At 54.4% G+C, this 14,960-nt stretch carries 14 protein-coding genes and 1 tRNA gene; 7 read left to right on the forward strand and 8 right to left on the reverse strand.

Translation table 11 applies throughout. From position 1 onward, the window contains the following. Window positions 1-104: 104 nt before the first annotated feature. The 5 genes from M2120_RS04410 to M2120_RS04430 form a co-directional block, all read right to left on the reverse strand. Window positions 105-1,781: a GmrSD restriction endonuclease domain-containing protein gene (locus M2120_RS04410; RefSeq protein WP_280797508.1), complete on the reverse strand. Its 1,677-nt coding sequence runs from the start codon at window positions 1,779-1,781 to the stop codon at window positions 105-107. Window positions 1,782-1,812: 31 nt separating this feature from the next. Continuing rightward, window positions 1,813-1,884, reverse strand: a tRNA-Arg gene (locus M2120_RS04415). A 27-nt stretch (window positions 1,885-1,911) separates the two neighbouring features. Further along, window positions 1,912-2,409 (reverse strand): HNH endonuclease, encoded by a 498-nt coding sequence (locus M2120_RS04420; RefSeq protein WP_280797509.1) that lies wholly within the window; start codon window positions 2,407-2,409, stop codon window positions 1,912-1,914. A 268-nt stretch (window positions 2,410-2,677) separates the two neighbouring features. Beyond that, window positions 2,678-3,466: a hypothetical protein gene (locus M2120_RS04425; RefSeq protein WP_280797510.1), complete on the reverse strand. Its 789-nt coding sequence runs from the start codon at window positions 3,464-3,466 to the stop codon at window positions 2,678-2,680. Window positions 3,467-3,681: 215 nt separating this feature from the next. Then, a complete protein-coding gene (locus M2120_RS04430; RefSeq protein WP_280797511.1) occupies window positions 3,682-4,380 on the reverse strand; it encodes a metal-dependent transcriptional regulator in 699 nt (232 codons plus the stop codon). A gap of 77 nt (window positions 4,381-4,457) precedes the next feature. Between M2120_RS04430 and serC the strand changes: the two genes are divergently transcribed. After that, the gene (gene serC, locus M2120_RS04435; protein ID WP_280797512.1) at window positions 4,458-5,570 is read left to right on the forward strand and encodes a phosphoserine transaminase; all 1,113 of its coding nucleotides are present in this window, start codon (window positions 4,458-4,460) and stop codon (window positions 5,568-5,570) included. Here serC and M2120_RS04440 read toward each other — a convergent pair. Both M2120_RS04440 and M2120_RS04445 read right to left on the reverse strand, forming a co-directional pair. Further along, a complete protein-coding gene (locus tag M2120_RS04440; protein ID WP_280797513.1) occupies window positions 5,567-6,193 on the reverse strand; it encodes a DUF3027 domain-containing protein in 627 nt (208 codons plus the stop codon). The genes serC and M2120_RS04440 overlap by 4 nt on opposite strands. After that, window positions 6,186-6,566: a cold-shock protein gene (locus M2120_RS04445; RefSeq protein WP_280797514.1), complete on the reverse strand. Its 381-nt coding sequence runs from the start codon at window positions 6,564-6,566 to the stop codon at window positions 6,186-6,188. The genes M2120_RS04440 and M2120_RS04445 overlap by 8 nt, the downstream gene beginning before the upstream one ends. Before the next feature lie 70 nt (window positions 6,567-6,636). Here M2120_RS04445 and M2120_RS04450 point away from each other — a divergent pair, with 70 nt between their 5' ends. The 6 genes from M2120_RS04450 (at window position 6,637) to M2120_RS04475 (ending at window position 13,130) form a co-directional block, all read left to right on the forward strand. Further along, window positions 6,637-6,900: a hypothetical protein gene (locus tag M2120_RS04450; protein WP_280797515.1), complete on the forward strand. Its 264-nt coding sequence runs from the start codon at window positions 6,637-6,639 to the stop codon at window positions 6,898-6,900. 22 nt (window positions 6,901-6,922) lie between these two features. Further along, the gene (locus M2120_RS04455; RefSeq protein WP_280797516.1) at window positions 6,923-8,665 is read left to right on the forward strand and encodes a helicase-associated domain-containing protein; all 1,743 of its coding nucleotides are present in this window, start codon (window positions 6,923-6,925) and stop codon (window positions 8,663-8,665) included. Window positions 8,666-8,714: 49 nt separating this feature from the next. Beyond that, on the forward strand, window positions 8,715-10,349 hold the full coding sequence (locus M2120_RS04460) for a DNA repair helicase XPB (RefSeq protein ID WP_280797517.1): 1,635 nt from the start codon (window positions 8,715-8,717) through the stop codon (window positions 10,347-10,349). A 120-nt stretch (window positions 10,350-10,469) separates the two neighbouring features. Beyond that, complete coding sequence (locus M2120_RS04465; RefSeq protein WP_280797518.1) at window positions 10,470-11,162, forward strand: response regulator transcription factor; 693 nt, start codon at window positions 10,470-10,472, stop codon at window positions 11,160-11,162. Between the two features lie 89 nt (window positions 11,163-11,251). Continuing rightward, entirely contained in the window at window positions 11,252-12,703 is a 1,452-nt protein-coding gene (locus M2120_RS04470; RefSeq protein ID WP_280797519.1) for a sensor histidine kinase, read from the forward strand. 136 nt (window positions 12,704-12,839) lie between these two features. Then, entirely contained in the window at window positions 12,840-13,130 is a 291-nt protein-coding gene (locus M2120_RS04475) for a WXG100 family type VII secretion target (RefSeq protein WP_280797520.1), read from the forward strand. Between the two features lie 69 nt (window positions 13,131-13,199). Here M2120_RS04475 and groL read toward each other — a convergent pair whose 3' ends face one another. Further along, window positions 13,200-14,819: a chaperonin GroEL gene (groL, locus tag M2120_RS04480; RefSeq protein ID WP_280797521.1), complete on the reverse strand. Its 1,620-nt coding sequence runs from the start codon at window positions 14,817-14,819 to the stop codon at window positions 13,200-13,202. Window positions 14,820-14,960: the final 141 nt, after the last annotated feature.

Below are 14,960 nucleotides of genomic sequence, written 5' to 3' on the forward strand. Positions count from 1 at the left end.
TTGATTTTTCCTCTTACCATCTGCATCAAATGCTGATTTGAAGCTTATTCGCAGGTACCGACATTATGTTGTTTGAAGTTTCTCAACTAACTGTTTAGTTACCTCTACTCCAAAAATTTGTTGAGGCGCTCTGCAATAAGTTTCCTTCTCTTTTGCTTGAAAGCTTCAAAGACATCACCAGCAGTTAATCCATCTTCAAAGTCAATGAGTTGGACATTCAAGAGATGGGGCTCAAAGTCATTCTTGTAGTCATCAGGACTTCTGTCAGTGATCTTCTTATTTGTTGCAGCTCCTATGAAAGCAAGATTGGCAATATCGTCAACATCTCGTGAGTCAACATCCGGGCGAACGCGCTTGAGGAAGGCTTTGGGGAAGATGTGGTGGAATTCAATCTTGTCTGAGGCACCACCATGCTTAGTAGAGAGTTCTAAGTTAGTAGCCCAGTCACGAGCACCGTCTTGACGTAAAGCCAAGAAAAGTGTTTTGAAAGCGCCAGAACGCGAATTCCTACCGATGAGGTCCTCGGGAGTGAAATCAAGTCGACCCATTTGTTGAATGAGTCTCTGGTAGAGACCATCCACCGAACCGCCGTTTCTCAACGCTGCGATGTCCTGGTCCAATAGTCCTTCCGATGAGCCTCGCGAATAACGACCCTTTGCATTTGCAGAGAGGAACCAGCGCCTAAATTCCTCTGCCTCGGTTGAATCGATTTTGTAATCGCGAGAATCAACCCAGAACGCAGTTGTCACCAACAGAAAAGGTGACGATAAAAGGGTAAGGCTGTCGATTCCAATGTTGCTCTGAACAAAATTAAGCGCAAAATCAAGTGCCTTTTTCGTTCGTTTCCAACCATCTTCAAGTTGCTTGGTTGATAAACCTGAAACGACAAAGAACTTGGATTGTCCCGTTACCAGAGCAACCAAAGTTTTGAGGTAGGTTCCCATTTCAATGACAAACCCCCGGCGGTCTACCTCCGATTGGTAGTCCTGGAAAATTTGGAGTGAGCCTCTCCACTTTGCGGTGATCTGTGCCAAAGCCAGATCAGAGCTTCTGAGCTTTGCTCCAAGCGAATTCACTCGAACAAAGATTTCTGTTACTTCTTCGTAAGACTTGCTCTTTTCGAGGACGTCCATCCTGTACGAATAATCCGCGATTGCACGCACACCTTTCAACCGCTCTGTGTATTTTTCGTAATTTGGATCGTCAAAGCTAGTCACCCCGGCACCGCGGAGTAATTCACCATCTGATTTGGTAAACACGTCAGTGACTCTTACCCAGTTCGGCAAGGAAGCGATTCGTCCATTTGAAACTACAAATGCACGCCGCGACAATCGTTCGATGAAGTCCTTTTCTGAAGCATCTTCGATGTCTGGATCTTCATCGTCTTTACTTGACTCATTCACTTCAGTAATGAAAGTCAGTTCATCAGGATGTTCAAGGTTGAACAAGATCTCCACAGGTCGTTTTCGTCCACGAACTGTAACAGGTTCTCCACGAATTACTGCGGACAATGAGGTCAGTCGTTGCTGACCATCAAGTAACAACAACTTCGATGAAGAGGATGCGGCTGAAGTCTCCACAGCAAAATCGGTTGTGGCCACATTTTCATCTGTTTCCCAAGCGAGAATAACACCAGAGGGGTAGCCACGGTAGAGAGAGTCCAATAGATCTCGCACACGAGTTGCTTGCCAGACATACTCACGTTGCATTTCAGGAAGTTGCAGATCCTTGTTCTGAATCATGCGAACTAAATCGCTGACTGTGCGGTCTGTCCTAGCCACAAGGCCCCCTTGATTACTAACAAATTTAAAGTGCCCCTGAAGAGACTCGAACTCCCAACCAACTCCTTAGGACGGAGGTGCTCTTCCATTGAGCTACAGAGGCGTAACTCCAGTCTACGACCAGAAGTTTTTAGGCCGCAGGGGCGAGGTAGTCATCCCAAGCAGTGTCACGGTGGTCGAGACCCATGGCGAACCAGCCAGAACCGGCGGGCATTCGTGGCGTAATCCTCAAACGCCAGCCCATCTCTTGGGGCGTGCGATCAGACTTAATGTTGTTGCACTTGAAACAGCAGGCAACCAAGTTCTCCCAGGACTCTTCACCCCCGCGCGATTTCGGAATCACGTGGTCGATTGTGTTTGCGTTCTTGCCGCAATAAGCGCAGTGATGACCATCCCGCCGCAGCACTCCTCGGCGGGTGAGAGGAACGCGGCGCGCATAGGGAACTCGAACATAGCGTGAGAGCACAATCACGGAAGGGCGTTCAAACTGCGAGGTGATCGATTCCACCGGGTGTTCCGCATCAGCTTTGAGCACCGTGGCTTTCTGGCTCATCACCAGCATCAACGCTCGTCTAAAAGAGACGATCGCGAGCGGTTCATATCCTGCGTTGAGTACCAAGGTGCGCACGGTGGGCCTTTCGAGTTGGGGCCTGCATGGCGTGCAGGCTGCTTGCCGAATGGTCACATGAAGCGTGAAGGTTCCCTAGAAACACACAAGGGCATCGTCGTTACCGACAATGCCCTAGCGAAGACGTGCGCGTAGACGCTCACCTATTCGTTCGTGAAGTTTCATGAACCCTCCGCACTTAATGCTTGAGTTCAGGTTAGGAGCAGCAGCGCAACTTCGTAAGAGGGCACGCCGAATCGTTACCGGGAGTTAACCCAGTTGCAAGGTGTTAGCCGACGCGAACGAAGAGTGCGTAGCTGTGAGGATCTGCAGAGATGGAGGTGAGAACAGAAGTTCCACCAATACCACCTTGAGCTGCAAGACCGTTACCTGCGTAGATAGCGACGTGGTTGCCGCGCATCATGATGTCGCCAGGCTGAACCTGGTCAGGGTCACTGAATACCGTTCCGTAGCCACCGAACTGCATGGGGCCAAGGTCAGGAACCGAGTACCCGATATTACGCAGTGCCTGCTCAACGAAAGCGGTGCAGTCACCAGGCATACCGATCAAGTTCAGTGCTGCATTCAGCAGTGCTGAGTTTGAACGGATACCCGATACATCGACAGATACTCGAGAAGAGGAAGAAGCACGTGCTGCTGAAGCAACGGTGACCGCAGCTGCAGTTGAGTACCCGTCACGACTTGCAGAAACAGCAGCGTCACCGGAGACAACAAGAGCCTGCGCTTCAGCAGCAAGCTGAGCCTTGTATGCCTCAACATCAACGTGGTCGCTGGAGTCGATTGCATAAGCAGGAATCGAGAAGGTTGCCAGCACACCAAAAGCAACAGCCATCACACCGGCACGTGCCCAGTTGCGGCTGTTGTTTGCGTTGCGCGCAGCACGAGCGGTGCGCTTGACGGGTTGTGCGGTTGCTACCTCTTGGGCAGCAGAAACTAGAGCAGTACCGCGCTCACGTGCAGTGGATGCGAAAGAGCGTGCGGACTTGCGAAGTGTTTTCTTTTCCGCGAGCTTGCGCTCACGGCGTGACGAAAATTCGTCGTTACCTAATTCGGCCAAGGTATAACCTCCGGCGCCCCAACAAGCTAGGTTGCTTACCCCGTCACGATGCGAAATTCGCTTCGTTTCACATATCGAGAGACGGGGGTTGGGACGTCTCGCTATGTGGCTTTTCAACCGTTTGGTGGTTGTAAAGCTTAACCAGACTACGCGAAGAGAGCCAAAAAGTCACATTAGCGACACGACAAAATCACAAAAAGATAACGGGTGATTTACTACAAGCTGTGCTCAACGAAGATGTGAACCGCTACATCTAGTGGTAAATCAAGAGAACCTGAGAATCCAGTGGCAGAAACGCTGACCCGGTCACCATCTCGCTTGAAGGAAATTTCAGCACCGGGTTTGAGGCCCACTTCAGCAAAGTCGGCAAGAGTTTCAGGATCGATTTGCGCCGGCTCCCCCAGGCGTCGCACGATGCCCGTGCTGAGTTCACCAGATGCCTGGAGTAGATCTAACAGGTTGGCCACGCCATCCATAAATCCTTCGGCAGGTTCAATACCGAGCTCTTCTAGACCTGGGATGGGGTTGCCATAGGGAGATTCGGTGGGGTTACCCAGCATCTCCATAATGCGACGCTCCACCTTGTCGCTCATCACGTGTTCCCAGCGGCAGGCTTCATCATGAACGAACTCCCACTCCAGGCCAATGATGTCGCTGAGCAAACGCTCGGCTAAACGGTGCTTACGCATGACATGAACTGCCTTCGAGCGCCCCTCTGCGGTGAGCTCAAGATGCCGGTCATCCGAAACCAAGACAAGTCCGTCACGTTCCATACGTGCCACGGTCTGAGACACTGTGGGACCGGAGTGACCTACCCGCTCTGAGATGCGCGCACGCAGAGGAACAATGTTCTCCTCCTCCAGCTCGAGGATGGTGCGCAGATACATCTCAGTGGTGTCGATCAGATCCGTCATGCTCACTACTTTACCCGGGGCAGTTGCCCAGATTCTGTGCGGAAATTTCGCTGGGCGCCAAACCCTAGAATTGATTCATGGCAGAGATCACCATCCCCAGCGAACTTCTTCCCGTTGACGGCCGTTTCGGTTGCGGACCATCCAAGGTGCGCCCCGAGCAGGTTGCTGCACTTGCAACCCGTGGCGCGGAACTGCTGGGCACCAGCCACCGCCAAGCACCTATCAAAAACATGGTGGGTCGTGTGCGCTCTGGACTGGCTGAGCTGTTCAACCTCCCAGATGGTTATGAGGTACTGCTTGGTAATGGTGGCTCGACCGCGTTCTGGGATGCTGCAGCGTTCTCTCTGATTGAGAAGCAGAGCCAGAATTTGGTCTGTGGTGAGTTTGGCGGCAAGTTTGCTGCCGCCGCCAAGACTCCTTGGCTTACCGCACCCGATGTGATCAACGCTCCTGCCGGGTCTCGAGCTGATGCACAAGCTAAGGAAGGCATCGATGTGTATGCCTGGGCACACAACGAAACCTCGACAGGCGTGATGTCACCGGTCACCCGCGTTCACGGTGACGCTGGCGCTCTCACAGTTGTTGATGCCACCAGCGCAGCAGGCGGTATCAAGATTGACGCTGCCGAGACGGATGTCTACTACTTCGCTCCGCAGAAGAACTTTGCTTCCGACGGTGGTCTGTGGTTTGCTCTGTTCTCCCCTGCAGCTATTGAGCGCGTGGAGCGCATAGCCGCTACTGATCGCTACATCCCCGAGTTCTTGAGCCTGAAGAATGCCATCGACAACTCTCGCCTGGAGCAGACCCTCAACACTCCTGCCGTGGCAACTCTGGTCCTGCTCGAAGAGCAGATTAACTGGATGAATGCCTCGGGTGGTTTGGACTGGGCAGATGCCCGCACCAAGGAATCATCCAACCTGCTCTACACCTGGGCAGACCGAGTTGACTATGCAACTCCCTTCGTGACCAACCCTGAGCATCGTTCACAGGTTGTCGTCACCATCGACTTCAACGACGACATCGACGCTGCAGCAATTGCCAAGGTGTTGCGCGCGAACGGAATTGTCGACACCGAGCCTTACCGCAAGCTTGGACGCAACCAGCTTCGCGTGGCGACCTTCACCGCAATCGAGCCCAGCGACGTTGCCGCGCTGATTAGCTCGATTGAATACGTGGTCGAACGCCTCTAGTTCGAGTCGTCCTCGTCTTCAGCAGAGCTGTCGTCGAGGTCATCGATATCGACTCCGTCGATATCTCCACCGTGGGTGGGCGCAGAGATGTGATCCTCATCGTCGAGGTCTGATTCATCATCATCCTCGTCTTCTTCCTCATCCTCGTCGTCCTCGAGATTGTCATCATCGTCATCCTCATCGGAATCAGAGTCGTCGAGGTCTTCGAGTTCGTCATCGAGAACGGTGCCATCTAGAGCACCTTCGGCGAGGTCAAGAAGACCCTCAGGAAGTTCTTCATCAAGTTCAATACCAGCAGCTGCCGCCTGCTTCTGAGCTTCCAAAAACTCTGCAAGACGGACAGACCAGGGAACCCACTCTGGTGCAACGAGTGCACCGTCACCAGGAAGCAGTTCTGCTTCCATGACGGTGGGCTCTTCACCTTCGAGAGTGGCCAGAGAGACGTTCCACAACCAGTTGGGGTAGCCATCAAGCTTGCACTGGTATTGCAAGGTGGCAATGCCATCGTGGTCTATGGTTTCCACCTCAAGCTCGCCAATGCTTTCTGGCGTGGTGATTTCGTGCAACGCAGCCAGAGCAAGACTCTGGTGCGCAGCAGTGAGTTGAGGGAAAGGCTTAGACATCAAAGTCGTCTGCTACGCGACGAAGCAAGGCAGCAATCTTGCTGCTGTGTGCCTTGTCGGGGTAGTTGCCACGCTTGAGGTTGTTACCAATACCGTCAAGGAGCTTGACCAAGTCTTCGACAATAATCGCCATGTCATCGGCAGGCTTACGGTCGAGCTTCTCGCGGCCAGCAGGAGACTCGAGTACGCGCACGGACAGTGCCTGTGCTCCACGCTTGCCTTCGGCAATACCAAACTCGAGTCGTGAGCCGGGGCGAACCTTCGCACCATCGGGCAGGGCAGAAACGTGCAGGAATACTTCCTGGCCATCGTCGGTAGAAATAAAGCCGAAGCCCTTTTCCTCGTCGTAAAACTTCACTTTGCCGGTTGGCATTTTTTCCTCCTGCGTTTGGTGCGTTACCCAGTTTACTCAGAGGTAACAAGTGGCACCTATCCTTAGAGGTATGGCAACAACTGACACCTACGAAGCAACCCGACTCGAACGCATCTTGGGAACCATGGTGGTCTCCATCGTGGGCATCTCGATTTTGGCGTTCTTGGCCATTGTCACTGCAGGGATTACTCACCTGGATCTCACCAGTGGCTTTGGAACATTCGTTTTGGTACTGCCCGGTATTGGTCTTCCCATCGGATTCATCTTGATGGTGACTTTGCTGATCGTGAACATGGTTCGTCGCCGCCGCGACGCATCAGCAGGTTCACGTTAACTCCCGCCCGGGCACATCTTCTGTGTCTTCCTCACTTGAACTTTCTAAGCGCTTACGCGAGCTCAGCGATGAGCAGCTGGAGCAGCTCGCCCAGACGCGCTTAGTCTCGAGTGGATCTATTCGGGACTACTTCGATTTAGCAGACGCCCTCCTCACCTCTGATTCCATCGTGAGGGCACTCACGCGGTGTTCACGTGAACAACTCTTGGCGCTTCGTTCAGTTGCTCAGGGTGAGTCAACCCTGCACAACAACTCGGTTCTTGCCTCGATACCCGAGCATGCACTGCTGGGCAGCGCCGATGGGTCTGCTCTCTACCCTGAGGTGGTGAAGGTGGTGCTGGATGTCACGGCTGACCTTTCCCCCGCCCCAGCACAATCTGCACCAGTGAATGATTCGAACGCAACACTGAAAGAAGCCGCTGCTCTTGAGCGTGCGCTCTCAGTCATGACATCTCTGGATGAACTTGTTCGCAGCTTAGAAACTCACCAGGTTAAGGAACTAGCCCGTGGTGGTCTCAGTGCGCAGGACACTCAGCGCCTCACCCCGCTGATGCCTAGTCCGGATGTTGATCCTTCTTCTGTATTGGCTCTTGGTGCACTCTCAGGAATTCTTGCTCGTCGCAGCAATTGGTGGCTCACAACCACCCAGCTAGAAAGCTGGTTGCTGCTTCCTGTGGAACAGCGCTGGTTTGTTGCCGTTGAGGCGTGGGTTTCAGGATTGAGCCCCGAACTGAGCACCATCTTGCCTCACGAACAGCACTGGGGAGACCAACTCCTCACTGCCGTGGATGCCTATTACCCATTAGGTCATGACTGGCTTGATGCTGAACTTTCCACCAGCCTCAGCGCTGCCGAGCTCTTGGGGCTCAGTAGTGCAGGTGTGGCCACGTCCGTAGGCCGTGCAGCGCTGTCAGGAGAGTGGGGCAGCGTTCGGAGCGCGATAGCCGCCGTTGTTCCACCCTATGCCGAGCACGTGTTTGTTCAGCATGACTTCACCGTGATTGCTCCTGGCCCGCTCCGACCTGAAGATGATGCGTTTATGCGTCAGTTGTGTGTGGTGGAGTCCAGAGGACTAGCCACCACCTTCCGCATCACCGGGCAGGGAACTAATCATCTCCTTTCGAAGGGAACAACTGCCGCTCAGATCTTGGAACATCTCAGTGCACTTGCTGCCACACCCATTCCGCAAGCGGTCAGCTATTTCATCACCGATCTGGGCGAACGTTTTGGATCTGTTCGTGTGCGCGAGGTTAACGGTCATTCGATTATCACGGCCAGCGATCCTTTAGTGCTGCGCACTATCGCTGCCGATCACTCTTTGCATTCTGTGGGACTGCGTAAGGCGTCTGAGGAGTCTCTGCGCTCCTCACTTTCGGCAGGGATAGTGCTCAACGCCTTAGTCGAAGCGAAATATCCAGCACAGCTCGAGGACGCTTCCGGGAATGTCATTGCTCTGCCCACTATGCGCCGCGAGATCGAGCTCCAACCAGAACCGGTCAGTCCTCACGTTGCACTCGTGCAACGCCTGCGAGGTAGTCGTGAAGCCGCGGCCAGTGATGACGCCACGTGGATCGCCAGGCAGTTAGATCTTGCCGTTCGCGAGAAGAGTTTGTTGATTGTGACCGTGAACATGCCCGATGGCGAACGGGAGTTCACCATTGAGCCCAAGGGCTTTTCGAATGGACGCCTACGCTGCTTGGATCGCAAGACTGATGTTGAACGCACTCTGCCTGCATCACACATCACTGCCGTTCGCCCGGCATAGCCAGGTCACACTGTCCACAGCCCCCTCTCAACCGGAGTAACGTAGAGAGATGCCCGATGGACCGTTGATCGTTCAAAGCGATCGCTCAGTATTGCTCGAGGTGGCACATCCGCAGGCTGCGGATGCCCGTCACGACCTCGCAGTTTTTGCCGAACTTGAACGCGCTCCTGAGCACATTCACACCTACCGCATCACCCGCTTGGGATTGTGGAATGCACGTGCTGCCGGTCACACCGCGGAAGAAATTCTCGGCACTCTCGAGAAGTACTCAAAGTATGCGGTTCCTGCCAGCGTCACCATCGACATCGCAGAAACGGTCAACCGCTACGGCCGCCTCACCATTGAACGCGATGCTGAAGGCACGCTCATACTCAAAGGCTCTGACGCAGCAGTTCTGTCTGAGGTGTCCCGTTCAAAAAAGGTCACCACCTTGCTCGAGGGCAAGCGTGAGGATGGCAGTTACCAGGTTGCCGCCTGGGCTAGAGGACAACTCAAACAAGAACTTCTTAAGCTCGGTTGGCCCGCAGAGGACAATGCCGGTTACAAGCCCGGTGCTCACCACGACATTGATTTGGCTCAGGACGGCTGGGCGCTGCGTCACTACCAGGAGAAGGCGGTCTCCAACTTCCTCGATGGTGGTTCCGGGGTTGTCGTATTGCCGTGTGGTGCGGGAAAGACTCTGGTCGGTGCTGGTGCTATGGCTGCCACTAAGACAGACACCCTGATTTTGGTCACCAACACCGTCTCTGCCCGCCAATGGCGTGATGAGCTGCTCAAGCGAACCTCGTTGACTCCCGATGAAATCGGGGAATACTCCGGTGCAACCAAGGAGATCAAACCGGTCACGATTGCAACCTATCAAATTCTCACCGCGAAGCGCGGTGGTGAATTTGCTCACCTTGCTCTGCTGGATGCGTTGGACTGGGGTTTGGTCATCTATGACGAGGTGCACCTCCTTCCCGCACCTGTATTCAAATTGACGGCAGAACTGCAAGCTCGCCGCCGCTTGGGATTGACCGCCACGCTCGTGCGCGAGGACGGTCGCGAGTCTGACGTTTTTAGCCTGATTGGGCCCAAGCGTTTTGATGCACCGTGGAAAGAGATTGAGCAGGAGGGCTTTATCTCTCCAGCGGAGTGTAAAGAGATACGTATTGATCTCGATCCTGAAGAACGTTTGATCTATGCCGCAGCAAGCGATGCCGAGAGATACCGCCTGGCAGCAACGTCTCCGGTGAAGATTGCCATTACGAAAAAACTCATTGCTGCACACCCGGGTGAACGCATTCTCGTGATTGGCCAATACCTCGATCAACTTGCCGAGCTCGGCGATGCTCTGGGGGTTCCCGAGATCACCGGTGCAACACCCGTGGATGAACGTGAACGTTTATTCAATGCCTTCCGTGACGGCAGTGAGCCGGTTCTTGTGGTGAGCAAGGTGGCCAACTTCTCGGTTGACCTTCCAGAAGCTAGTGTTGCCATTCAGGTTTCTGGCGCATTTGGTTCACGCCAGGAAGAAGCACAGCGACTGGGTCGTTTGCTGCGCCCGAAGAAGTCAGGTTTCACAGCGACGTTCTACACCCTGGTCGCTCGCGACACTGTGGACCAGGACTTCGCTTTGAACCGTCAGCGCTTCCTTGCCGAGCAGGGTTATTCCTACGAAATCGTTGACGGTCACACCGTTTAACTTTTCTTCTCTGCCAATTTCCCGCCTAAACACTGGGAATTTGCCGGTGTTCAGCGTGCGCACAGACGGCTTCCTAAAAACTCTCAGGTTACATTCAGGAAACAGTCAGATACTAGAGACATGGAAAACCCACGAATCCTCATAGTTGATGACGAACCCAACATTAGAGACCTCCTGACCACAAGTCTTCGGTTCTCCGGGTTCAACGTTCAGGCTGTTGGCAACGGCGCAGCCGCAATCTCGGCAGTGCTTGCTGAAGAGCCCGACCTGATCGTGCTCGACGTGATGCTTCCGGACATGAACGGCTTCTCCGTGACCAAGCGACTGCGCTCGGCCGGATACACCGCCCCCATCCTCTTCCTCACCGCCAAGGACGACACCCAAGACAAGATTATGGGACTAACCGTCGGTGGCGATGACTACGTGACCAAGCCTTTTAGCCTCGATGAAATCGTGGCACGTATCAAGGCAATCCTTCGCCGCACCATGCAAGCAGATGAGGAAGCACTTATCCGCGCAGGTGAGATCTCGATGGATCAAGACACCCACGAAGTGGTTGTCAACGACTCCGTGGTTGAACTGAGCCCCACCGAGTTCAAGCTGCTTCGTTACCTCATGCTCAACCCCAACCGAGTACTCAGCAAGGCACAGATTCTGGATCACGTGTGGGAATACGACTTCAACGGTGACGCTGGAATCGTGGAGTCTTATGTCTCCTACCTGCGTCGCAAGCTCGACGCAGTTTCCACCGAACCCCTCATTGCCACCAAGCGTGGTTTCGGTTACATGCTCAAGGTTGCCAAGGCTTCCTAAGTACACACCTCCAATGCGACAAGGGCGAGACCATCACGGTCTCGCCCTTTCAGCATTTCCCCACCTAGAACCTGCTTAGATTGTCAGTGATGCCATTCAAATTCGATGAACGCTGGAACGCCATCTCCTTGCGCACCAAGGTGACCGGCGTCACTGTGTTGTTGCTGACGATTGGTCTACTGGTTTCCGGTATTGGAACCATGGCAATGCTCAAGCCCGCGTTGATCGGTCAGCTCGACACCCAACTTCAAGCAGTTCAACAAGATCTCAGCAGTGTGTTGCGGCTGTCCAAGGCAGGAACAACCACCCAGGCTGCTCCCACCGACTACTACTACGCTGTCTATAGCGCCAGTGGAATTCTGCTCGAGCAGAACTGGACCGAGAAGACAGACGCAGCACGCCCTAACCTCTCCAGCGGCATCACTGTCGACCAGGCCACCACCTTAGATGGCGCCATCTTCCCCATCAAATCTGGCAATGGCAGAACTCTGTTTCATGCCATTGCTGTTCCGGTCACCTTTGATGACAGCACAGGAACCCTCGGCACCGTCGTCGTTGCCTTGTCCACCGCAAGCGTGGACAAGCTCATGACCACTTACCTCAGCATCTTCTTAGGACTTGGTATTGCCATTGTGATCGTGGGTGCATTGCTCACTCGCTTCTTAGTCACCACCACCTTCGCGCCCCTGCGCGAGGTGGAGGACACTGCGGTTGCCATTGCAGATGGTGACCTCAGTTTGCGTCTTCCTTCGACGTCACCGTCGAATACTGAGGTTGGCCGCCTCAACCGCTCGCTCAACATCATGTTGGGCCGGATCGACCGTGCCTTTGCAGATCGCGCCCGCACGATTGACCAGATGCAACGCTTCGTCGGAGATGCGAGCCATGAGCTACGCACTCCCCTGGTCTCCGTTCGCGGCTATGCCGAGCTCTATCGCATGGGTGCTCTTCAGACTCCTGAAGAGGTTGGCCAGGCAATGGAACGTATTGAGAAGGAAGCCATCCGTATGGGTGCTTTGGTTGAGGACCTGCTCGAGCTTGCTCGCATGGATGAAACCAGGCCCTTAGAAATTGGCAAGTTTGATTTGCTCACCATCGCACACGATGCCGCACTGGATGCTCGGGCATTTGATCCCGAGCGCACCATCACCGTTGAGGGAGACTCAGTCGAGATCCTTGCTGCTGAAAACAAGATCCGCCAGGTTGTGACTAACCTGATGGGCAATGCGCTGCGCTTCACCCCATCTGGTTCTCCGCTGGAGATTGTGGTCAGTCACGATGACAAGGCGGCAGAAGTAACTATTTCTGTGGTTGACCACGGTGAGGGAATCCCCAAGCAGATTCGAGAGAAAATCTTTGAGCGCTTCTATCGCGCAGATAACTCACGAACTCGTGAGACCGGAGGTAGTGGTCTGGGTCTGGCCATTGTTGCTTCCATCGTGAAGGCACACAACGGTCGTATCGACGTCACTGCAACCAAGGGTGGTGGGGCAACCTTCTCGGTGACTCTTCCTGTTGTCCACACTCCCGACGAGGGCTAAAAAGTCCCCAACTCTCATCTGCGGTATAGCTGGTTGTACGAAGACCTCATATCTTCAAGGGCAGAGCGCATCCGGCCCGCAGCACTCCCCCTCCGCTCAGGGGTCGGATGCGCTCTCCTGATCACAAGGAGTAAACATGCCCGTCTTTCACGTCGACAGCGAAGCTGTCCTACATGCAAGTTCAGCTGCACAGCAGTCCATCTCACGCATCCAGAGTGAAGTTCTTGCCCTCCACACTCAGCTCAGCAATCTTCAAGGATCATGGAGCGGTGCTGCTGCCACCGCATTCCAAGCAGTGGTTTCCGAGTGGCATCTCACTGCCCAGCGCGTGGATGAGTCACTGAACTCCATCAACCATGCGTTGTCGATTGCTGCTCAGCAATACACCGAGGTTGAGCACGCCACCGCACGAATGTTCCGCGGGTAAGTCCGCAGAAACAATAAAGAACGCCTCCCCAATCGGCGGGGAGGCGTTCTTTATTGGTTGGAGTAGGACTTAGAAGTCCATGCCGCCAGAAGGGTCACCCATTGGTGGGGCTGCCTTCTCAGGCTTCTCTGCAACAACTGCCTCAGTGGTGAGGAAGAGAGCTGCGATCGACGCTGCGTTCTGCAGTGCCGAGCGAGTTACCTTTGCGGGGTCAATGATGCCTGCAGACAGGAGGTCGACGTACTCGTCAGTTGCAGCGTTGAGGCCCCAACCGATGGTGAGTGAACGAACCTTGTCAACAACAACACCGGGCTCGTGACCAGCGTTGAGTGCAATCTGACGCAGAGGAGCTTCGATAGCTACCTTCACGATGTTTGCACCAGTTGCTTCGTCACCGGTGAGAGCAAGCTTCTCGAAAGCGGTCTTGCCTGCCTGGATGAGTGCAACACCACCACCGGGGACAATACCCTCTTCAACAGCAGCCTTTGCGTTACGAACAGCATCCTCAATGCGGTGCTTGCGCTCCTTGAGTTCAACCTCGGTAGCAGCACCTGCCTTGATTACTGCAACACCACCGGCGAGCTTAGCCAGGCGCTCCTGGAGCTTCTCGCGGTCGTAGTCGGAATCGGTGTTGTCGATCTCTGCACGGATCTGAGCTACGCGGCCAGCAATCTGGTCTGCGTCGCCTGCACCCTCCACGATGGTGGTCTCGTCCTTGGTGATAACAACCTTGCGAGCCTTACCCAGCATGTCGAGTTCAACGTTTTCGAGCTTGAGGCCAACTTCTTCAGCGATAACCTGACCACCGGTGAGGATCGCGATGTCCTGGAGCATGGCCTTGCGGCGGTCACCGAAGCCAGGAGCCTTGACAGCTACTGACTTGAAGATGCCACGGATCTTGTTGACAACGAGGGTTGCCAGTGCTTCGCCATCGACGTCTTCCGCGATGATGAGCAGCTGCTTACCGGTCTGGATGACCTTGTCCACGATGGGCAGCAGGTCCTTGATGTTAGAAACCTTGCTGTTCACGATGAGGATGTAGGGGTCCTCGAATACTGCTTCCTGACGCTCTGGGTCAGTAACGAAGTATGCGGAGAGGTAACCCTTGTCGAAGCGCATACCCTCGGTGAGCTCGAGCTCGGTGCCGAAAGCGTTGGACTCCTCAACGGTGACCACACCTTCCTTACCAACCTTGTCGATAGCTTCAGCGATCAGTGCGCCGATCTCGGGGTCAGCAGCGGAGATAGAAGCGGTAGCTGCGATCTCTTCCTTGGTCTCAACTTCCTTAGCGTTGTTGATGAGTTCCTCAGAAACAGCTGCAACAGCCTTCTCAATACCGCGCTTGAGCGAGATGGGGTCTGCACCAGCAGCTACGTTGCGAAGACCTTCGCGAACGAGTGCCTGAGCAAGAACGGTAGCGGTGGTAGTTCCGTCACCAGCGACGTCATCGGTCTTCTTGGCAACTTCCTTAACCAGCTCAGCGCCGATCTTCTCGAATGGGTCGTCCAGTTCGATTTCCTTCGCGATGGACACACCATCGTTAGTAATCGTGGGGGCGCCCCACTTCTTTTCGAGGACGACGTTGCGTCCACGTGGGCCAAGGGTGACCTTGACGGTGTCAGCAAGGATGTTCAGACCGCGCTCTAGACCGCGACGTGCCTCTTCATCAAAAGCAATGATTTTTGCCATGGTTGTTTTTCGTCCCTCCCGGACGTACGAAATACTTCAGGAATTAGCACTCAATTCAATCGAGTGCTAATCCAATATTGGCACTCTCATCCCTCGAGTGCAAGTACGTCCGCGCTGAGCGAAAGTGTTGATGCCCTCCCC

The sequence above is a fragment of the Aurantimicrobium minutum genome (assembly GCF_029893825.1).
Taxonomy (GTDB): domain Bacteria; phylum Actinomycetota; class Actinomycetes; order Actinomycetales; family Microbacteriaceae; genus Aurantimicrobium; species Aurantimicrobium minutum_C.

Bases quoted from the DNA above. Each gene is read 5' to 3' on its own strand.
- M2120_RS04460 (WP_280797517.1), top strand. From the start codon at position 8,715: ATGCCCGATGGACCGTTGATCGTTCAAAGCGATCGCTCAGTATTGCTC.
- groL (WP_280797521.1), bottom strand. From the start codon at position 14,819: ATGGCAAAAATCATTGCTTTTGATGAAGAGGCACGTCGCGGTCTAGAG.
- M2120_RS04430 (WP_280797511.1), bottom strand. From the start codon at position 4,380: ATGACGGATCTGATCGACACCACTGAGATGTATCTGCGCACCATCCTC.
- M2120_RS04475 (WP_280797520.1), top strand. From the start codon at position 12,840: ATGCCCGTCTTTCACGTCGACAGCGAAGCTGTCCTACATGCAAGTTCA.
- M2120_RS04445 (WP_280797514.1), bottom strand. From the start codon at position 6,566: ATGCCAACCGGCAAAGTGAAGTTTTACGACGAGGAAAAGGGCTTCGGC.
- M2120_RS04440 (WP_280797513.1), bottom strand. From the start codon at position 6,193: ATGTCTAAGCCTTTCCCTCAACTCACTGCTGCGCACCAGAGTCTTGCT.
- serC (WP_280797512.1), top strand. From the start codon at position 4,458: ATGGCAGAGATCACCATCCCCAGCGAACTTCTTCCCGTTGACGGCCGT.
- M2120_RS04450 (WP_280797515.1), top strand. From the start codon at position 6,637: ATGGCAACAACTGACACCTACGAAGCAACCCGACTCGAACGCATCTTG.
- M2120_RS04470 (WP_280797519.1), top strand. From the start codon at position 11,252: ATGCCATTCAAATTCGATGAACGCTGGAACGCCATCTCCTTGCGCACC.
- M2120_RS04465 (WP_280797518.1), top strand. From the start codon at position 10,470: ATGGAAAACCCACGAATCCTCATAGTTGATGACGAACCCAACATTAGA.